This is a genomic window from Salegentibacter sp. 24 (genome assembly GCF_004362395.1).
Classification (GTDB): Bacteria; Bacteroidota; Bacteroidia; order Flavobacteriales; family Flavobacteriaceae; genus Salegentibacter.
On record NZ_SNWE01000005.1, the window covers coordinates 38,974 to 58,571 of the forward strand.

The following is a 19,598-nucleotide window of genomic DNA, read 5'->3' on the forward strand; positions in this document are numbered from 1 at the left end:
GTATGCAGTTTTATCTTCTGTACTCCTAATCTTTTAAAAGTTTTACATCATAAATCCCTGCTGTTCGAGATCCAGGTTTTGCTTCGAACCTTATATTTATTTGCTCCTCTTCATTATACTCCATCTCTTCCGGAAGCTCATATGCTATAGAAAAAAACCGATCTCCTTTTTCTCCCTGGAAATTTTCTTTTGCAAGGATTTTACCATTTAAATAAATGCTGAATTCCCTATTAGCATCTTTTCCGTAGTAAGTAATTCGCAGTCTACTGGCTTTTTTCTTGCTGTCTTTCAGCTCATAACTGAACCACCCCGAAGCATCGCGCCAATGCCGGTTCTGATGTGTTCCCGTACTGGAATTTTCACTCTCAATAAAATGATCCGATTCAGGCTGTTGCTCTCCAGGAACAACCCTATCTATAGTTCGTGATTCTAATTTATGCTCAGCTTCTTCAAGCGCCTTTAGCTCTTTTTGTTTTTTGATATAACTTTCTTTTGTTTCCACCGGTAAGTAAATGGCATACCTGGACTCGTGAATATTATAAAATGGAATAAACTTAAGGTGCTGGAATTTTTCAGGATAGATTCCTTCGGCAATTGAAAAGCTAAGGTAATCGCCTGGATTTTTTTCTACTTTGCTTACCAGATCTTCCAGGTTCTTGGCAAGAAATACGGGCATTTCAGAGATTGGAACCTGTTTCCCGGCAGCGATATGACCGCCTCGACTATCATCTGCAAAAAGCCCTTCCAGATTATTATCACCGGTTTTAGTTCCCAAAACGATTGGACCATATTTTAAAGCCGCATAATCGGACCCGTCGGGTAATTTTTCAGCGGAGATGTGCATAGGCAGTTCCACTTTCACCTCATCTCCATCTCTCCAGGTACGATCGAGCTCAACATAAGAGCCCGGATCCTGGTTCACTGCTATAGCTTGGTTGTTAATGTGTATTTTAAACTCCCCTTTCTTTACCCAGGAAGGGTACCTAAGTTTCAGGCTGAATTTTTGTGGTGCCTTTGTCGCTATTTTAAAAGTGGTCGATTCTTCATTCGGGAAATCAGTTTGCTGATGCAATTCTATTCCTTTTTCCTGCCAGGTTAAGCTCGAAGGGATAAATAGGTTTACAAAGAGTTCGTCATCTGAGTGGGTATAAATAAATCGGTTATACTTACCGTGATTTTCTATACCCGAGCCAACGCAACACCAAAAACTGGTTTGGGGTTGGGAATAGACCCGGTAATGCCCTGGACGCATTGGTGTAAAATATACAAATCCTCCTTTTTCCGGATGTTGGGAAGAAAGAATATGATTATATAAAGCGCCTTCATAATAGTCCATATATTTTTCATCGGGATCGGCTAAGAACAATTTTTCACTCAATTTGAGCATGTTATAGGTATTGCAGGTTTCCGGACCCTGTACGCTGGAAATCATCTCAGAAAAATCCGTGGTAGGATGAAAATGTTCCCTAACGCTATTTCCCCCTATAGCAACAGAGCGCTTATTTACCACATTATCCCAAAAATAGACCGCCGCATTATGAAAGTCCTTGTTATTATCCATCTCGGCGATTGATTGAAAACCAATAACTTTAGGTATCTGGGTATTGGCATGCATCCCGTTAAGTATATCCTTATTTCCAGCTAATGGTTTTAGCAATTTCTGATGTGAAAACTGATAGGCCAGCTCCAGGTATTTTTCTTCACCGGTAATTCTGGCAACATCAGCAAAAATTTCATTTAAACCCCCGTGTTCGGAAACCAGCATTTCCTGAATTTGCTTTTGCGAAAGATCCTCGGTAATCTCCAGCATCCAGTCAGAAAGTTCGATGAGCATTTCTTTAGCCCTGGGTTTTCCTGATATTTCATAAGCATCTCGCAGCCCGGCGTAGGTTTTATGAATGTTGTACAGAGGCACCCATTTCCCGTTTAAACTAAAACCCCCTGCATCGATCTCTCCCCGGGCAATCGCGTTCCACATTTCTTTCCCGCCAGGTACACCACCTATATAACCATTCCCATTGGCCTTTTGCACTCTTTCTAATTCATTTAGACTATAATTAAGTAGTGAATCAGCTTTTATACTTCCGGCAGAAGCCTGCATTTGCGCAAGGGCCGTAAGATAGTGACCTCCGATATGACCATCCAGGCCTGAATTTTCCCAATTAGAATAACTTTCTGCTTTTGGTGCTAAGCCAGCTTCACGTAAGAAAGGCGCTAGAAGCTTATCAGGATTTAATTTCAAAATATAATCCAAATCGGTTAACATAGCACTGCGGAAAGCTCCCTTTTCCAGGTTGACATCTTCAAGGTTGAAAGTTTCCAATTTTCGCTCTTGCCCTAACAATATAGTAGTAGCGAGAAAAAACAATAAGCTTAAAAAAAACCTTTCATTATCAGCGAATAATAATTTCATAATAAATTATTTAGAAGATATCACTACTACAGAAAAAGGAGGCAAGCTCACTTCCAACTTTCCATTTTTTAATTTAAAATCTTCAAACTCCTTGATTTTAATTTTATTAGGATTTTCAAAAGTATTGTGATCCTGAATTTTTTCTGATTCAAGAATATTTGCTTCAAGATCATTAATATCCAGGCCTTCTAAATCAATTTCAACTATATGCTCCTCACTGGCGTCTATGTTTACTAATGAAATATTAGTATTCCCAGCTTCATTTTTAGAAGCTGAAACAGAGATTGCAGGCAAAGATTCCCCTTCAAAAGTGTACTTCGGAGAGTCAAAATCGACTGGTAAGAGCTGGGCATCGTGATGCACGGTATACATTTTAAACACATGGTAGGTTGGGGTGAGGATCATTTGTTCACCTTCTGTAAGCACCACCGCCTGTAAAACATTTACTGTTTGGGCAATATTTGCCATTTTAACCCTCTCGCTGTGATTATTGAAAATATTTAGAGTCGCTCCGGCAATCATGGCATCTCTCATCGTATTCTGCTGATATAGGAAACCGGGATTGGTACCTTCTTCCACATCGTACCATCCTCCCCATTCATCCACCACCAGGTCGATTTCATTATCAGGATCATACTTTTCCATCACCTGAGAATGTTTGGTTACAAACTCTTCCATTTTAAGAGCTTCTTCCATACTTCTAAAATAGATTTCTTCGTCATACCCGGTAGCAGATCCTTTATTTTCCCAATCTATAACCGCATAATGATGAAGCCCCACAGCTTCAATAAGAGATTTGGGAACCTCCCGCATTAAAACCTCAGTCCAATGGTAATCACCACCTGAAGCCCCGGCTGCAATTCTGTACAGATCATTTTCATTTTCCCAACTAGTCATAAAGGTGGCATACTGTTTATAAATATTAGCATAATATTCGGCAGTCATATTACCACCACAACCCCACATTTCATTACCTATTCCCCAAAATTTTACATCCCAGGGCTCTTCCCTTCCATTCTCTTTTCTCAGTTTGGCCATAGGACTTCCCTTGGGGTGATTCGTATATTGTAACCAGTCAATAAAGTCCTCTACCGTTCCACTCCCAACATTTGCAGAAATAAAAGGCTCAGCTCCAAGTTCTTCACAAAGGTTTAAAAAGTTATGGGTGCCAAAGCTATTATCCTCTGTTACTCCGCCCCACCAGGAGTTCACCATCGTAGGCCTCTCCTCTAACGGGCCTATTCCATCTTTCCATTGGTAAGTATCGGCAAAACAACCGCCTGGCCATCTTAGGTTAGGTATTTTTATTTCTTTTAAGGCCTTTATTATATCTGTTCTTACACCATCTTTATTGGGAATAGAACTCGTATCCCCCACGTACAATCCATCGTAAATAGACCTTCCGAGATGTTCAGCAAAATGACCATAGATATGCCTGCTGATTTTGGGAGCATCCTCAGAAGCCAAAATTGTAATTTTGGTTTCCTGCCCGTAAAGACCTAAAGAAAGGCCCAGCATTAATGTAATTATAATTTTAACCTTCATAATATCATTGAATTATAATAAATTAAATATCTTTAAAAACTTAAGTGTTATTTATACATTTCCAAATATAATTAAAAGTAAATCTTAAAAACAATTTTTATTTAACAAATTTTTAATTTTGTGAATTAGGAAATTAAATTCAATATTCGTGCAGCCGCTTTCCGGTTTTAATATTTAATTAGTTTATGGTCCATAAATACCAATTAGAAGATAAAGTTCTTCTGGCAGTTGATTGTATAATATTTGGCTTTGATGAGGAGGATCTGAAAATTCTTCTAATTAAAAGGAATTTTGAACCTGAAAAAGGCAAATGGTCTCTAATGGGAGGGTTCCTGAAAAGAGAAGAAAACCTGAATATAGCGGCCAACCGAATTCTACTTCAATTGACGGGAATTGAAAAGATTTATATGGAGCAACTATATGCTTTTAGCGAGGTTGACAGGGATCCTGCGGAACGAACGATATCGGTTGCCTATTTTGCCCTTATAAATAGCAAAAAACACGATAAAGCTTTAATTGACAAACATTCCGCTCAATGGTTCAGCGTCACTGAACTTCCTGAACTAATTTTTGATCATTCTGAAATGATTACTAAGGCTATAAGAAGATTACGCTATAAAACTTCAAAAAAACCCATTGGATTTGAACTACTTCCAGAAAAATTTACAATGCGTCAACTTCAAAAATTGTATGAATCCATCCTGGGGGAGAAACTAGACAAACGAAATTTCATCAATAAAATAAATGCTTTGGATATTTTGATCAAACTAAACGAGAAAGATATGAATTCTTCGCGTAAAGGCTCCTTCCTTTATAAGTTTGATTCTAAAAAATACAGCCAAAAAGTAGAGGAAGGTTTTTCTTTTAAGCTTTAGGATGTTTTCTAACAGAATAAGCCTTATAAGGTAGTTATTCTGTAAATTAAATAATCCTTTTGAGAGTTGTTTCAGTACTTAAATGGTTTTCAACTGTAAAATTAAAACATTTTCTCTCAAAAGGATACTTTTAATAATAAATATTGGATTATTTATATAAAACCTCAATAGATTGCTAAACTAAGAAAAAAATTATAACTTGTGGTCATTAAAACCATAAGTTTTTATCTACCCTATTTTATTTACTGGGTTTCTGCCCGAAGAAGCAAGGAGAATTTAATTCCAAAAATTAGTAGGTTCATATGAAAGTGCATAATCCTGAAATATCTTATGTGAATAGTTATATCCTCATTATTATTTCTTTCTTATTGTTGCCATTTTCTATCTATAGCCAGGTAGGAAAACTATTTTCTACGGATGCTGAACTTTCCAGTAGCCTGATAAATCAAATTTACCAGGATGACAAAGGCTATATCTGGATTGCAACCGAAGATGGCTTGGACAGATATGACGGGGCAAAGTTTTCTATCTTTAAGCAGAACAAGCAAGATTCCACCTCCATTTTAAATAATTACGTAAAGTCTATTTTTCAGGATAGCAATGGAGTTTTGTATTTCGGGTTCTTTAACGGTTTACAATATTTTGATCACGCCACTGAAGAATTTCATGAAATCCCTTTATTGATAGAAAGCAACACCCCATATCCTGCCCATGTAACCTCGATGCTTGAAAGAGAAAATGGAGAGATTTTAATAAGCACTTCCGGGCAGGGAATATTTAAATTATTTCAGGTGAAAGGTAAACCTGTAGCCCGCAAATTTCCAGAAATGGTTCCAAGTTCATATCTGGAAGGAATATTCGAAGATCATAAGCGAAATTTATGGGCTTTTAGCCAGGACAGAGGTCTCTTTAAAGTCACATCGTCAGGAGAAATCACAGAATATTTTAATGACCCAGAGAATGAAACCCATATATCCAGTATCACTGAAGATAAAAATGGTAATATCTATGTTGGAAGTTTAACCAGTGGTTTGTATAAATACAATAGAGAAAAAGATCAATTCCATTTTATTAAGGATTCTAAGAACCTCCCTGTAAAATCTCTTTTTTCCAATGATGACAACGAAATAATAGTTGGTACAGACGGCATGGGTTTAAAGATCTATGATCCGGTAAAAGAAAAAATGAACGTAACTGATTTCAGCATATCCAATTTTGATTTTACTAAAACAAAAATCCACTCTATTATACAGGATAAAGCGGATAATTTATGGCTTGGTATTTATCAAAAGGGAGTATTGCTAATACCTGATAAGATCAATAATTTTAATTACATCGGATACCAATCGGTAAAGAATGACATTATTGGCTCTAATAGCGTCATGTCCGTTTTTAAGGATAATAAAGATATTCTTTGGATCGGTACTGACGGGGATGGGCTATATGGCATATCAGAAGAAATAGAACAGCGATTTCGTATAAGTACTGATGGTATTAAAAGCTCTGCGAGCATAATGAGTATTTACCAGGATTCAGAAAATCAGCTATGGATTGGAACTTACCTTAAAGGTTTAGCTAAACTGGATAGACAAAACAAGGAGTTAAAATTTGTTGATGACCTAAAAGACGAACAGAATAATTCTGTAGAAAGGATTTATAGTATTATTGAGGACAAACAAAAAAATCTATGGATTGGTTCTTTGGGGTATGGACTCTATTCTTATAACCTTCAAACAAAACAAGCCACAAGTCACAACATCATCAAAAAGGGCGATAGATCTGAGCAATTACACAATAAATGGATTAATTGTTTACTCCTCTCAAGGTCTAATAAAATTTTTATAGGTACTTATGATGGACTAGCTACCTTGGATTTGGAAAAAAACAGCTTCCTCAACAACAAGGGACAAAATCATATTTTAAGCAATAAGATTGTTTATAGCCTCTATGAAGATGAGGCAATGAATCTATGGATTGGAACTTCCGAGGGGCTCTTTTTCAAACCTGAAAATGATACTATCACTCAGGTATTTACTACCGAGAACGGTCTTCCCAGCAATGTAATATGTGCTATAGAAGAGGATGAGAACAACAATCTATGGATCAGCACCAATCACGGTATCTCTCAATTAGAATTACCAACTAAAGAACTAAAAAATTACTACTTCCGTGATGGTCTCCAGGGAAATGAATTCAATAAAAATGCTTCCTATAATGAAGAAAACGGCCCCTTGTACTTTGGAAGCACCAATGGAGTAACTTTTTTTAATCCTTCAGAAATCATCTCCACAGGCAACGAAGTAGACCTCAGAATCACAGGCTTTTATCTTGAAGACAAGCCAGTGAAAAAAGGAATGAAATCTGGACGTTACGCCATAATAGAAGAAGCAATAATTGATGCTGACACTGTTGAACTGGCTCACAAGGATAATGATTTCAGCATTGAATTTTCCTCTTTCGAATTTAAAAACCCTGAACTGATAACGTATTCTTACTCCTTAAATTCAGGTAAATGGATAAAGCTCATACCCGGAATGAATTCTGTTACATTTAATAATTTGGAACCCGGAACATATATATTTAAAGTAAGAGCTAATGATTATGGGGATTTTTCAAATGAACAAGAACTGGTAATTATAATTCATCAACCTTGGTATTTTTCTAACTTAGCTAAGGTAATTTATTTGTTAATAATCATAGTACTGACCTACATTATAACGCAACAAATTGTTCAAAGGCGAAATACTAAAAAGAAGTTACAAGAACACCTTCATGCGGAACAAATCAATGAAGCTAAACTTCAATTTCTAACCAATATATCGCACGATATTAAAACACCTATTTCTTTGATCATTAATCCTCTTAACAAATTAATAAAAACAGATAAGGAGGAAAATCGCCAGAAGCTCTACAAAATTATGGAGCGAAATTCAGAAAGAATCCTTCACCTCTTAAACCAGTCAATAAATGCCAGAAAAATTGACCAGGGAAGCGTTGAGTTGAAATTTCAAAAGACAGAGATTATAGGGTTTGTAAGGACGATTATTGCCCTTTTTGAGGATCAGATAGAAAGTAAGGGAATCAAGTTCAAGATGAATTTTCCTCTTCCGGAGATATATGCATTTATTGATCCCAACCACTTTGACAAGATTATTCAAAATATAATTTCTAATGCCATCAAATTCACCCCAGAAAATGGAAATATAGAGGTGAAAATTTTATTGGATGACAGCGAAAATAAAATTTTAATAATTGTAAAAGATGATGGTACGGGTATAAAAGAAAGCGAGCTCAGTAATGTTTTTAATCGTTTTTATCAGGTTCCAAATAGCAAAAGCCGTCAATATGAAGGAACCGGGATTGGACTTCATCTTACCAAATCTATAGCAGAATTACATCATGGAAGTGTGGCGGCAGAAAATAATAAAAATGGAAAAGGCTGCAAGTTCACCATCAGTTTACCCCAGGGAAGTGACCATCTTCAGGAAAATGAAATTATACCAGAAGTTATGGGTTCTTTTACCGCGGAGGTGACCGAGCAGCCTGAAGAAAAAACTCACGAAGATATTCAGACCCTTAATAAGTCTAGTGAAACAAAGAAACCCAGCATTATTATAGTAGACGATGATGATGAAATTAGAAATTATATATTCCGGGAACTGGGAAACCGCTATAACATCTCATTGGCTTCGAATGGAAAACTGGCTTTTCCAATGATCGTTAAAAAGATCCCGGATTTAATCATAAGTGATGTTGTGATGCCGGAAATGGACGGAATCAATCTGGTTCGAAAAATTAGGAAAAACATCAACACTAATCACATTCCCATCATTCTATTGACTGGGAAAACCGATAAAGAAACCAACTATCAGGGTTTGGAGATAGGCGCAGATGCTTATATTAATAAACCATTTAGTATTGATATTCTTAAAAGGACGGTAACCAACTTACTTAAAAATCGGGCCTTATTAAAAAATACTTATTCCGGAAAACAATTACGGGATGATAAAATTAAACAGCTTGATCTAAAATCGAGTGATGAAACCCTACTTGAAAAATTTATGGATGTAGTCAATAAAAATCTCAACAACCCTGATTTAAATGTTGAAATGCTTGCTTCAGAATTAGGAATAAGTCGGGTTCATCTCTATCGTAAACTAAAACAGCTCACCAACCAGTCTGCCGGGGAATTAGTTACTAACATCAGGTTGAAACAGGCTTCAAATTTATTGATTTCAAAAAAAATAAACATATCTGAAGTCGCTTATGCAGTGGGATTTTCAAGTACTTCTAAGTTTTCCACCAAATTCAAAGATCTCTATGGAATGCCACCAAGCAATTACCGGGAAAAACATTCGGAAGTCTAAATTGCAAATTAAAGGAACCCCCTGCTAGTTTTATCAGGAATAAGCTTAAATATAATTATTGAAAAACCGGAAATGCTTTATCATTCCCGGTTTCTAAAAAATTTAGCTACACCAAAACTAAACTGATTTTAACCAGTGGAAAATATTATTTTCCTGATTGAATAATTGAAAGCATTTTTTCTCCATATCGTTGCCCAAGTTTTCTATATCCGGCGGCTGAAAAATGTAACCCATCCTTAACAGCCTGGCAGCCTTTAGAAGAGACAATATGAGCATTAGGAATTTCCTGAGGGAGTGTAGCAACTATACTATTCATACTGGCACACTTACCCCCCTGTTCTTCCGAAACCATTTCTCCGGCTAGCAGAGGTACTTTTTCAGGGTCCAGATCTAAATCTTTAATTAAATTATCGTAAACTGCTTTGACTTTTTGTGGCCAGGCTGCATCTCCTGTATTTGATTCCCCCTGGTGCAGAAGAATGCCCTTAATTATTCCTTTTTCCTGGGCTTTTCGAGCTAGCTCCACCAAATGACCATATGGATTCCCATCGTATTTTTGAATTGCAGGTAGCATCCAGTCAGGTGCGTGGTCCACATAATTATTATAATCCTCTTTATCAAATAACTCAATTTTGCATCCTCCCACTGCTACATTAATAACCCCTACTTTTATATTTTCAGGTAAATTCTGAACAAGGGTTCTTCCAAAATAATCGGTTGGGGTTAAACCGGTATCGCACCTGGATAAAGGTGGAACAGCGGGATACCACTGTCCTGCTTGGCGCCCTAACTCAGGACAGTCAACACTCTGCAACACCTGGAACCTATCATTAACAAGGGAGTCCTGGGCTTCAAACTCAGCATGACCTTCCATATTGGATTGTCCAAAGCTTAAATACACATGGAAATTAGCATCCTGGGAGTAACCTACCGATCCAATAAGCAATATTATTAAAAGAATTTTTCCTGCTTTCATATTAGTCATAAATTAATTTAAATCTACAAACTGAAAAATTTCTAACCAGCCTGCGGGGTAATGATCTGGTAGTTACCACTTAAGTGCATCAGACTAAACAGGTAAAGCAACCCATCAAAATATGGATCGAAATATCCATCCTCATAAGGTTCCAGTTCGGCATTCCAGATCTCATCAACAAACTTCCAGCCTTTGGGGTGGGTAGTCATTAAAGAAGCCGTTGCGGCTGTGGAGACCAGTCCAAGGGAGTGCCTCAATTTCTGGTATCCCCCGGCGGGCAGTATCCATTGGGGAGTTGATCCGTCTATATTGTATTGATCCACAAAAGTTTTCAGGCCCTCACAGTATAAAAAGTTTTGGATTCGGGTTGCATACTGTTGTTGCCAGGCTGTATCTCTGGCGTACCAACTATAATCCATCGCTATGTTCATAGGAACCCGCCAGGAATCATATCTAAAGGCATCCCCCATACGGCCGCGGCTATGAGGAGCTCCGCTAAATTCAGCATAATCAGGTGTTAAACCAGTTCGTGGGTGAGTCGCACGGTGGAGAAAGACCCGGGCCGTATCGGCAACAGCGCTATAGAAATCCTCGTGTCCATCATTAGCGTATGCTGCCCAAACTTCGAAAAATGCCGGAACGTGATAAGAAGGATCAGTCCAATCATAACCACCATCGTGAGGTACAAAATTAATCTGCTTATGTTCTACATTCAGTACATTCCTAACTCCGGCAGTACCATCTTTACTCCACATAGCATCAAGAATCCTTCGGGCTTCAGCATAGTAATCAATTCCGGAGTCATCCCCCCAGAGATTGGAAGCGAAAAGCAATGCTGTTACAAAATACAATTCTCCGTCGGAAGCTGAACCTTCTGAATTTTTTTCTCCTGTTTTAGGATCTACGCTCCAGGCAAAATAGGCTTCTCTTGGTCCATCCTGATGCTGCATATATTTTTTGGTCCAGCGCCATAATTTGTCAAAAACTTCCTTCTTTTCAAACTGAACCGCTACCATTAAACCATAAGAAAGGCCTTCGGTTCGAGCATCTTTATTTTTTAGATCTGAGACATAAGCCAAAGAATCCTCCACCTCAAAATACACCCTATCAGGTCCTTCAAAAAGATCATAATAAGCCTTTTCAAGTTTAGCGTCAATCGCGGCCTGGGAGTAACCGGCTTCCAGGAAAAGGTTTCGATACTTACCCGTTTCCCAGGCTCCCTTGGTCCAGGGTTCCATTTGTCCGCGCGGGTCCTCTACGTTCTCTTCACAGTCCTGGGCTGACAAGTCTGTGATAAAAAGCACCATTGTGAAAAAGTACAATACAGGTATACATATATTATTCTTCATAATTCTCTCATTTCATCATTAAATTCATTTAGAAACCTGCTTACTATTTCCCAGGGACAGCGTCATTAGCAGAAGTGGCATATAAACCTATCATATTACCGGTAAAACCACCGGCCACATTAGTGGATAAAATATCACCTGAAACAGTGCCTCCCAAATTCTGGAAATCACCTTCATTTAAAGCATAACTAAATTTATAATCGTCTCCCTCTGCTGTTACTCTTAACTGCAGGTCATCTTTAAGCTCTATCTCTTTACTAGCTAAAATTTTGGAATCTCCTTCCTCAGTTCTCTCCAATACCAGATAATATTTTTCATCTTTTTTAGTGATCCCGAAGACATAATTGAATCTTTCATTTTGTAAGGCTGTGATCCCAGCTAAATCTTCTTCAGATCCAGGTTGATAATCTATGGTCGTAGTAAAAGAAAAATCTTTATGTTGCTGTCTGTGAAATAGTGTTGAAGTAGGTTTTACTTCCTTGATGTTGACCTCAAAAGGTGTAATCTTAAGACCATTTTTTGTAAATTCCATAAAATCTTCTCGCGGTCCTCTTAAACCGATCCAACGATAATCGAGTTTTTCTGAAGAAAAATCTTCGGTATATGTAAAATTACCATTTGGAAAATAACCGCCTTCCCCGGTCCTATTTTCAACACCCTCAGGCATTTTAAGCTTGGGCTCCATTGGAATCAAGCCATTCTCAAAAACCGGGAATTTACCTGACCAGTCAACCGGTAAAATAAAGGTTTCCCTTCCAGTATTCACCCTGCCTTCTTCATTTGGCCGCACACCTAAAAAAACACCATAATATTTATCGTCAGGACCAACGACTAAGTCGGCGTGGCCTGCCCAATCTACTTTATTTTCCCGATCTTTAAAAAGGTATCTTTGTGATAATATAGGATTCGATGGTGCAGGCTGGTATGGACCCATTGGATTTTCGCTTACGAAAATCACTTCGCTGTGCCATCCTCCTGTGCCCCCTTCAGCACACATTAAATAATAAAGACCATCCTTTTTATAAATATGTGGTGCCTCAATCCAAATAGGTTTCTCGGAAAGATCGACTCCCCCATTGACAATAATCTTATCCGTTCCGGGCACAACCTGGTCTTTCTCTACATCGTATTCCCAGATTTTAATCACGCGATGCCCCTGATACAACTCCTCTCCTTCATTTGGAGCATCATTATGAACAACATAGGCTTTTCCATCATCATCAAAAAAGATAGCCGGATCGATACCCTGGAAATCAAGTTTAATCGGATCACTCCATCCTTTCATAGGATCTTTTGTTTTAACGACCATATTGCCAATACCACCGGCAAACTGTGTCGTAATCATATAGAATGTTTCATTATGAGGATTGTACCTGATATCCGGTGCGTAAATTCCAGCACTAATGCCTGTGTCGTGGACTTTGAGCTGAGTTTTCCGGTCCAGAACGTGACCAATTTGTGTCCAGTTTACCAAATCTTTAGAATGAAAAATCGGCACCCCCGGAAACATCGCAAAAGATGATGCCACCAGGTAATAATCATCTCCCTTACGCGTAATGGCAGGATCTGGATAAGTACCCTGTAAAATGGGATTATAGAACTCATCAGCCTTCAACGGATTTTCGTTATAGACCTTATCATTCCCCTGGTAAACCACACTGGAATATACAGGAACATTTTTTTGAGCATTACACCCTGTAAAAACAAACAAAGCCATAAAGACTGTAATTAAAGCAACTTGATTTTTTTTCATTTTCTAACCTTTATTAATAATTTTTATTTTTTCTATTAAATTTTATTTCGAAAAGCTCCAGTAATCAAAATATAGAATCTCACTAGGTGCCTTGCCTTTAAATATGAAATACAAATCATGAACCCCGGTTACTTTATCCACTGTTGTGGTTACAAGTTCCCACCTATCGCTACCACCAGTAAGGGGTACCTCCAGGCTACCAATTAGTTTCCCATCCAAGGCGTCAAGTCTTATTTCCATACTCACATTTCCGTTATGAGTTGTTCCAAGCCTGGCTGTAAATTCTGAAGCTCCATCTGCTCTAAAATCGACTTCCCTGAGCATGGAATAAGCATTATTTCTGGTGGCTACTATAAAGTTTCCAACCAGGCTGCTCTCTTTGGATTTTATGCCTTCCGACCAAGCAATGGTCTCCGCCTCATTCTTAACATATGGGTTGAGGGTGCCCAGACTTTCTGTAATCCCATCGGTCATTTCCATCGTTTGTATGGAACCATCCTTATTGAAAATAAGCTCTTCTACGGCTACAGAACGGGTAAACCCGCTTCCGCCGGGAAGAGCTGCATTGTGATAGAAGAAATAAGTGTTTCCTTTAAAATCGACAATTCCCGGATGGTTGGTAAATGAACCACCCTGCTGGGGCATTACGACTCCCCGATATTTATACGGCCCTGTTATATTTTTACTCGTGGAATAACCAATATGTTCTGGTAAGGGCCCGGCGGCAAAAAATAAATAATAAGTATTGTTTCGTTTATATACCCACGGTCCTTCTTCATAAGTAGTTGGCCGGCGATCATCTTTTTCCCCCTCACGCTTTCCGAAGGCTTCAATAGTATTTGGGATCTGTGATATTTGTCCTTTCAGACTGATCATATCTTCATTGAGCTTCACGTAATAACAGACGGGATTTCCCCAGAACAGATACGCCTGACCATCATCATCAATAATCACAGAAGGGTCGATATCCGCATTACTATTACTTATCAAAGGTTTTCCCAGAGGATCTATAAATGGTCCATAAGGACTGTTGGCTACCGCAACCCCAATACCATTTTTTCCGTCCCTGTCGGTAATAGGAACATACATGTAGAACTTCCCATCCCGCTGGATAGCCTGGGGCGCCCAGGCATTTTGTTTAGCCCAGTCAAAATCGTCATAAGCCAATATTGGTCCGTGATCTGTCCAATTCACCATATCTTCGGTGGTGTACAAACGCCAATCATTCATCGTAAACCAGGTAGACTCATCTTCGTCGTGAGAGGTATATAAATACAGTTTATCATTATAAACCATTGGCGCAGGATCTGCAGTGTAATTGGTTTGAATAATTGGATTTTGGGAAATAACTGCTTTAGAAATAAATAATAATAAAAGAAATAAGAATGTTCTTTTAACGATCATAATTTTATTTAATTTTTATTTAACCCACTAATTTTCAGATGGACGATTTCAGTAATCCTTGAGTTCATCACTAACAGATTATAGAACTGCCATTATCATAATGAATGATATTTTAAAAATCATCTGATCAATTTTATCAAAAATAAATTCAGAAAATATTATTCTACAGGCCTTACACCTTCGTCCGTTTGTTCTATTTTTTGAATGGTACCATCTTCATTGTAATGCATATTATCTACCGCAATAGAACGACGGTAACTTCCCCCTGTGGGTAAAACGCCATTATGATAAAAGAAATAGTCTTTCCCTTTGTAATTTACAATACCGGGATGTATTGTAAAGCTATTGGGAGCACTCTCTGCAAGTACTTCCTGGTAATTCCAGGGTCCTTCAGGACTACTGGAAGTGGCATATTCAATTCTTTCACGCTCTTCTCCCTGACTGGCATATACCAAATAATAGAGGTCTTTTCTTTTGTAAACCCAGGGGCCTTCTATAAAATTCTTTGGGTTGTAATAATGGATCGGCCCATCTATTTCCACCATATTATCCTTTAATTTCACCATTTTGAGACTACCATTACCCCAATACATATAGGCCTGGCCATCATCATCTACAAAAACCGTAGGATCTATATCATCCCACCCGTGCGGATTATCGGTCGTCATTTCATTGTAAATTAAAGCTTCTCCTTTAGCATCCTTGAATGGTCCTAAAGGAGAATCGGCAACCGCCACGCCAATTGCTGCTCCACCATTACTCCTTTCATCATCTTTATGGAACGTGGAAACATAAAAATAAAATTTCCCATCCCTTTCTTCTACCTCAGCTGCATAGGCATCCCCGGTTGCCCAGGAGAAATCTTTCGGCGAGAGTTTAGGACCGTGATTTGTCCAGTTTACCATATCGCTAGAGGAAAACACCAACCAGTCTTTCATTTCATAATTCGTTGAAGAAACCGAGGCGGTATCGTGACTGGTATATAGATAGACCTTTTGATCATATACGATGGGTGCCGGATCTGCTGTAAAAACATCGGTAATAATAGGGTTCTGTGCTTTTAAAAGCTGCGGTGCCAGCATTAACCAAAATCCGAAAAGTGCAAGGATGTTAAATCTTATGTTCATATTCTTTTAATTTTTAATTTATATTGTCCTCCTTTTGAAGTCTTCAGATCATATTCATAAACCTTCTGAATTTTCACCTCTTTTAATGTTGCTTCTTCTGAAATAAGTGGTTTTTTTATATCTGGAAGCTTATAGAATATATTAGGATTATCTCCTTTGGCCTGGACCAATCCTTTTCCTTCCAAAGGTATATATGATCGAATCCTGCAATTACCACCCAGAGCAGATGATATGAGCACTTGTTTAGGTTTATTATTCTCCCACTTAAGATCAACCTCAAAACCTCCTCGCGCTCTTAAGCCTGTTACTTCTCCCTTTTTCCAGGCTTTAGGCAATGCGGGCAACAATTGGATTGCCCCATCGTGACTTTGTAGAAGCATCTCGGCAATCCCGGCCGTGCACCCGAAATTACCATCTATTTGAAAGGGAGGATGGGCATCGAAAAGATTAGGATACGTGCCCCCTTTTTCACTGAAACCATCCTGACTAGATGGCGTTAACTGATCTTTTATTAATTTGAGGGCGTGATCGCCCTCAAGCAGTCTTGCCCAAAGATTAACCTTCCATCCCATAGACCACCCGGTAGATTCATCTCCCCTGGCTAATAAAGAAGTTCTGGCTGCTTCAAATAAATTTGGGTTGCGGTAAACTGAGATCTGGTTAGAAGGATAAAGCCCGTAAAGATGAGACACGTGCCTGTGTTTACTATTGGGGTCATCCCAGTCCTTTATCCATTCCTGTAACTGCCCCCAACTACCGATCTGCATTGGAGGTAATTGCTTAAGCTTTTCGGTTAATCTTGCCTGGAATTCAGTATCCCGATTTAATATTGCCGCTGTCTTTGCTGTTTTTGAAAAAAGATCAAAAATAAGTTGATTATCCATGGTGGTTCCGTAAGTTAAGGAAGATTCAGAATGAGCAGCAGGTGCATGTTCTGGTGAAATGGAAGGTGATACCACCAGCCAGTTATGTTCAGGTTCCTGTATCATAAAATCCAGGTAGAATGTGGAAGCTTCTTTTACTATTGGGTAAACTGATTTTAAAAATTCCTTATCCCCCGAAAAATCATATTTATCAAATAAATGTTGAGAGAGCCAAACACCCCCCATTGGCCACATCCCCCAATATGACCCGTCTATTGCTCCGGTCATACGCCAGATATCAGTATTGTGATGCATAACCCATCCTTTCGAGCCGTACATTTCCCTGGCGGTTTTTCTTCCTGCTACTGCAAGTTCCTTGACCATTTGTATCAGGGGTTCATGGAATTCGGTCAAATTGGTGATCTCTGCAGGCCAGTAATTCATTTCTGTATTAATATTTACCGTGTATTTACTATCCCAGGCAGGGGTTAACTGATCATTCCAGATTCCCTGTAGATTGGCGGGTTGGCTCCCGGGTCTGGAGGAGGTTATTAAAAGATATCGACCAAACTGAAAGTAAAGAGATATCAGGGCAGGATCATCAGCTGTTTTAAAATTTCTAATCCTCTCATCGGTTGGCAAATTCGCAGCTTGAGTCTCCCCCAAATTTAGGGATACCCGATTAAAATAGGTTTGATAATCCTCCAGGTGGTCCTGGTAGATTTCTTCAGGTCCTTTATTTTTTAAAGCGGATAGGTATGCTGCTGCTTTTTGATGCTCATCAAAATCCAAAGTCCTATAATCCTTAAAATTAGAGGCGATGGAAATAAACATAGTAGCACTATCGGCATTCTGAATTTTAAGGGTATCGTTTTCTTTGATTATTTCACCGCCACTAGTTTTAATTTTCGTGATAGCCAAAAATTCAAGGCTGCCTTCCACCCCTTCGAAATCGCTGGTTTTTCCGTGTAATTTCAATTCCCCATTTTCAGAAGCGGTTATCTCAGCCCCTCCAGGTCGGTCCATTGTCGCCGAAAAATTTAAAGTTCCGGGTTGATCTGAAGTAACCTGCACTACAATAACCTGGTCGGGATAGGAGGCGAAAACTTTAGTTTTATAGGTACGGTTGCCTACTTTATATTGGGACCTCGTCACCGCATCCTTTAGGTCAAGTTCACGATAGTACTCCGAATAATTCTGGTGATCCGGGAAAGACAATTTTAGGTTTCCCACGGTTTGATATGGCATTCCCTGTGAGGTTTCGCTGATAAAATGTTGATTTACTAAGGTCTGGGCCTCCACGCTCTTTCCTTCAAATAAAAGTTCCTGCACCCTGGCCAGATATTCCCTGGCTTCAGGATTGTGATTACGGTTAGGCTGCCCGGCCCACACGGTGTTTTCGTTTAACTGAATAACCTCCTGTTGAGGATCACCATAAACCATTGCCCCTAGACGTCCATTTCCTATGGGTAGGGCTTCTACCCACTTCTGAGCAGGCTCATCATACCAAAGGTTGAACTGCGATTCATCCTGGCACAATGCCTGAGTAGTCAAAAGGAAAAACACGCCTATAAATGCAAAAAATTGAAACCTAAATTTGCAAATTATACCATTGGTGTTGCTTATCCTCATTTTAAATTATTTTACAAATTCTATCCAATCCAATTCAATGCTTCCCTTCCCGGAAACCTCTATGAGCAGATCCTTTGTGCCAGTGAACTGATGCTGAACAGGCACACTAATTTCTTCCCACCCATCTGTACTGTCCAGTTGAAGTTTTGCAACAGAGCTCAGGCTGGAATCAAAAATTTCTATTACTGCATTTTCATCTCCAGAAACATTTACTCTTAGCTTTACTGCCTTTGGACTTTCTTTTCCAAATTCCACCCTGTTGTAACGAACCTTAGCTCCTGGCTGAGTAAAAACTAACTTCCATCCTTTAAAGGTATCTTTCTGGTCTAAGTACTCAATATGAACACCTTCTTCACTTTTTTCACTATAACGATCAAACTGAATTTGTTTAAATGCTGAAGATTTCCCTATGCCCCGATGGGTTGGAATGACCTTTTTAATGTTGCCATTTTCTTTGAAAAATAAACTATCAGCTCTAATCGAGCGGTTTTTATCAAAATCCGGCGACAATTCACTATCGTGATAAAACAAGTACCATTGATCTTTATAGTTGACCACTGAATGGTGGTTAGTCCAGGTGCCCGAGGATGATTCATCCATAATTACACCTTTGTGAATAAAAGGCCCCAATGGATTATCCCCGGTAGCATATTCCAATCTCTCAGTTTGGTTAGCCACGTGTGGATAGGTCATATAATAAGTCCCTTTGCGTTCGAAAACAAAAGGGCCTTCGATATGACCTTTCTGAGGTAATTCTGTAAAAACTTTGGGCTTTGAGGCGAGCTCCAGCATATTGTCTTTTAGCTTCGCCCCGTAAATTTTACCTCGTGACCAATACAGGTAAGCCTGTCCGGTTTTATCTATTAAAACATTGGGATCTATTCCCTCCACACCTTCAATTGGCATACGCTGCGGAATAAAAGGACCGGTAGGAGTATTGGAAACTGCTACCCCTATTGAAAAACCACCTTCGCCATCACCCGCTCCTTTGGTTCGGGTAGGGAAATAGAAGTAATACTTATCGTTGCGCTCGACAGCATCTGGTGCCCACATACTATAAGCCTCAGAATCTGCCCAGGGCACATCCTTCTGGTCTAAAATTTTTCCATGGTCCTTCCACTGTGTAAGGTTTTCCGTAGAGAATACATGATAATCTGCCATATTGAACCATTCAGGGCGTCCTTCTCCCTCAGGTGGCACAATATCGTGGGAAGGATAAACATATAATTTACCATTAAATACCCTTGCAGTTGGATCTGCAGTGAATTGATCCATAATCAAAGGGTTTTGTGAA

11 protein-coding genes are annotated in these 19,598 nt (G+C 38.9%); 2 read left to right on the forward strand and 9 right to left on the reverse strand.

Features of this window, described 5'->3' with window-relative positions; genetic code table 11:
- Positions 1-25: 25 nt before the first annotated feature.
- Both DET49_RS04650 and DET49_RS04655 read right to left on the reverse strand, forming a co-directional pair.
- The gene (locus DET49_RS04650) at positions 26-2,413 is read right to left on the reverse strand and encodes a glycoside hydrolase family 127 protein (protein ID WP_133546935.1); all 2,388 of its coding nucleotides are present in this window, start codon (positions 2,411-2,413) and stop codon (positions 26-28) included.
- A gap of 6 nt (positions 2,414-2,419) precedes the next feature.
- Entirely contained in the window at positions 2,420-3,958 is a 1,539-nt protein-coding gene (locus DET49_RS04655; RefSeq protein ID WP_133546936.1) for an alpha-N-arabinofuranosidase, read from the reverse strand.
- Between the two features lie 185 nt (positions 3,959-4,143).
- Between DET49_RS04655 and DET49_RS04660 the strand changes: the two genes are divergently transcribed.
- Both DET49_RS04660 and DET49_RS04665 read left to right on the forward strand, forming a co-directional pair.
- Positions 4,144-4,833, forward strand: coding sequence for an NUDIX hydrolase (locus DET49_RS04660; protein ID WP_133546937.1), 690 nt, complete (start codon positions 4,144-4,146; stop codon positions 4,831-4,833).
- 302 nt (positions 4,834-5,135) lie between these two features.
- Positions 5,136-9,200 (forward strand): two-component regulator propeller domain-containing protein, encoded by a 4,065-nt coding sequence (locus DET49_RS04665; protein WP_133546938.1) that lies wholly within the window; start codon positions 5,136-5,138, stop codon positions 9,198-9,200.
- 145 nt (positions 9,201-9,345) lie between these two features.
- Here the strand turns inward: DET49_RS04665 and DET49_RS04670 are convergent, their stop codons facing one another.
- From DET49_RS04670 to DET49_RS04700, 7 genes are all read right to left on the reverse strand, one after another.
- Positions 9,346-10,185 carry a sialate O-acetylesterase gene (locus tag DET49_RS04670; protein WP_243729520.1) on the reverse strand — a complete coding sequence of 280 codons (840 nt, stop codon included), beginning with the start codon at positions 10,183-10,185 and terminating at the stop codon, positions 9,346-9,348.
- 32 nt (positions 10,186-10,217) lie between these two features.
- Positions 10,218-11,525 carry a glycosyl hydrolase family 8 gene (locus tag DET49_RS04675; protein WP_243729522.1) on the reverse strand — a complete coding sequence of 436 codons (1,308 nt, stop codon included), beginning with the start codon at positions 11,523-11,525 and terminating at the stop codon, positions 10,218-10,220.
- 43 nt (positions 11,526-11,568) lie between these two features.
- Entirely contained in the window at positions 11,569-13,278 is a 1,710-nt protein-coding gene (locus DET49_RS04680; protein ID WP_133546939.1) for a glycoside hydrolase family 43 protein, read from the reverse strand.
- 42 nt (positions 13,279-13,320) lie between these two features.
- Complete coding sequence (locus tag DET49_RS04685) at positions 13,321-14,682, reverse strand: glycoside hydrolase family 43 protein (protein ID WP_133546940.1); 1,362 nt, start codon at positions 14,680-14,682, stop codon at positions 13,321-13,323.
- Between the two features lie 158 nt (positions 14,683-14,840).
- Complete coding sequence (locus DET49_RS04690) at positions 14,841-15,809, reverse strand: glycoside hydrolase family 43 protein (protein ID WP_208109621.1); 969 nt, start codon at positions 15,807-15,809, stop codon at positions 14,841-14,843.
- Complete coding sequence (locus DET49_RS04695; RefSeq protein WP_133546941.1) at positions 15,806-18,304, reverse strand: glycosyl hydrolase family 95 catalytic domain-containing protein; 2,499 nt, start codon at positions 18,302-18,304, stop codon at positions 15,806-15,808. Before DET49_RS04695 ends, DET49_RS04690 begins: the two co-directional genes overlap by 4 nt.
- 6 nt (positions 18,305-18,310) lie before the next feature.
- Positions 18,311-19,579 (reverse strand): family 43 glycosylhydrolase, encoded by a 1,269-nt coding sequence (locus DET49_RS04700; protein ID WP_243729523.1) that lies wholly within the window; start codon positions 19,577-19,579, stop codon positions 18,311-18,313.
- Positions 19,580-19,598 lie beyond the last annotated feature (19 nt).

What these genes read in the sequence shown, in the direction of transcription:
- DET49_RS04690 (WP_208109621.1), bottom strand. Translation starts at nt 15,809, where the DNA reads ATGAACATAAGATTTAACATCCTTGCACTTTTCGGATTTTGGTTAATG.
- DET49_RS04665 (WP_133546938.1), top strand. Translation starts at nt 5,136, where the DNA reads ATGAAAGTGCATAATCCTGAAATATCTTATGTGAATAGTTATATCCTC.
- DET49_RS04655 (WP_133546936.1), bottom strand. Translation starts at nt 3,958, where the DNA reads ATGAAGGTTAAAATTATAATTACATTAATGCTGGGCCTTTCTTTAGGT.
- DET49_RS04680 (WP_133546939.1), bottom strand. Translation starts at nt 13,278, where the DNA reads ATGAAAAAAAATCAAGTTGCTTTAATTACAGTCTTTATGGCTTTGTTT.
- DET49_RS04685 (WP_133546940.1), bottom strand. Translation starts at nt 14,682, where the DNA reads ATGATCGTTAAAAGAACATTCTTATTTCTTTTATTATTATTTATTTCT.
- DET49_RS04695 (WP_133546941.1), bottom strand. Translation starts at nt 18,304, where the DNA reads ATGAGGATAAGCAACACCAATGGTATAATTTGCAAATTTAGGTTTCAA.
- DET49_RS04700 (WP_243729523.1), bottom strand. Translation starts at nt 19,579, where the DNA reads ATGGATCAATTCACTGCAGATCCAACTGCAAGGGTATTTAATGGTAAA.
- DET49_RS04650 (WP_133546935.1), bottom strand. Translation starts at nt 2,413, where the DNA reads ATGAAATTATTATTCGCTGATAATGAAAGGTTTTTTTTAAGCTTATTG.
- DET49_RS04660 (WP_133546937.1), top strand. Translation starts at nt 4,144, where the DNA reads ATGGTCCATAAATACCAATTAGAAGATAAAGTTCTTCTGGCAGTTGAT.
- DET49_RS04675 (WP_243729522.1), bottom strand. Translation starts at nt 11,525, where the DNA reads ATGAAGAATAATATATGTATACCTGTATTGTACTTTTTCACAATGGTG.
- DET49_RS04670 (WP_243729520.1), bottom strand. Translation starts at nt 10,185, where the DNA reads ATGACTAATATGAAAGCAGGAAAAATTCTTTTAATAATATTGCTTATT.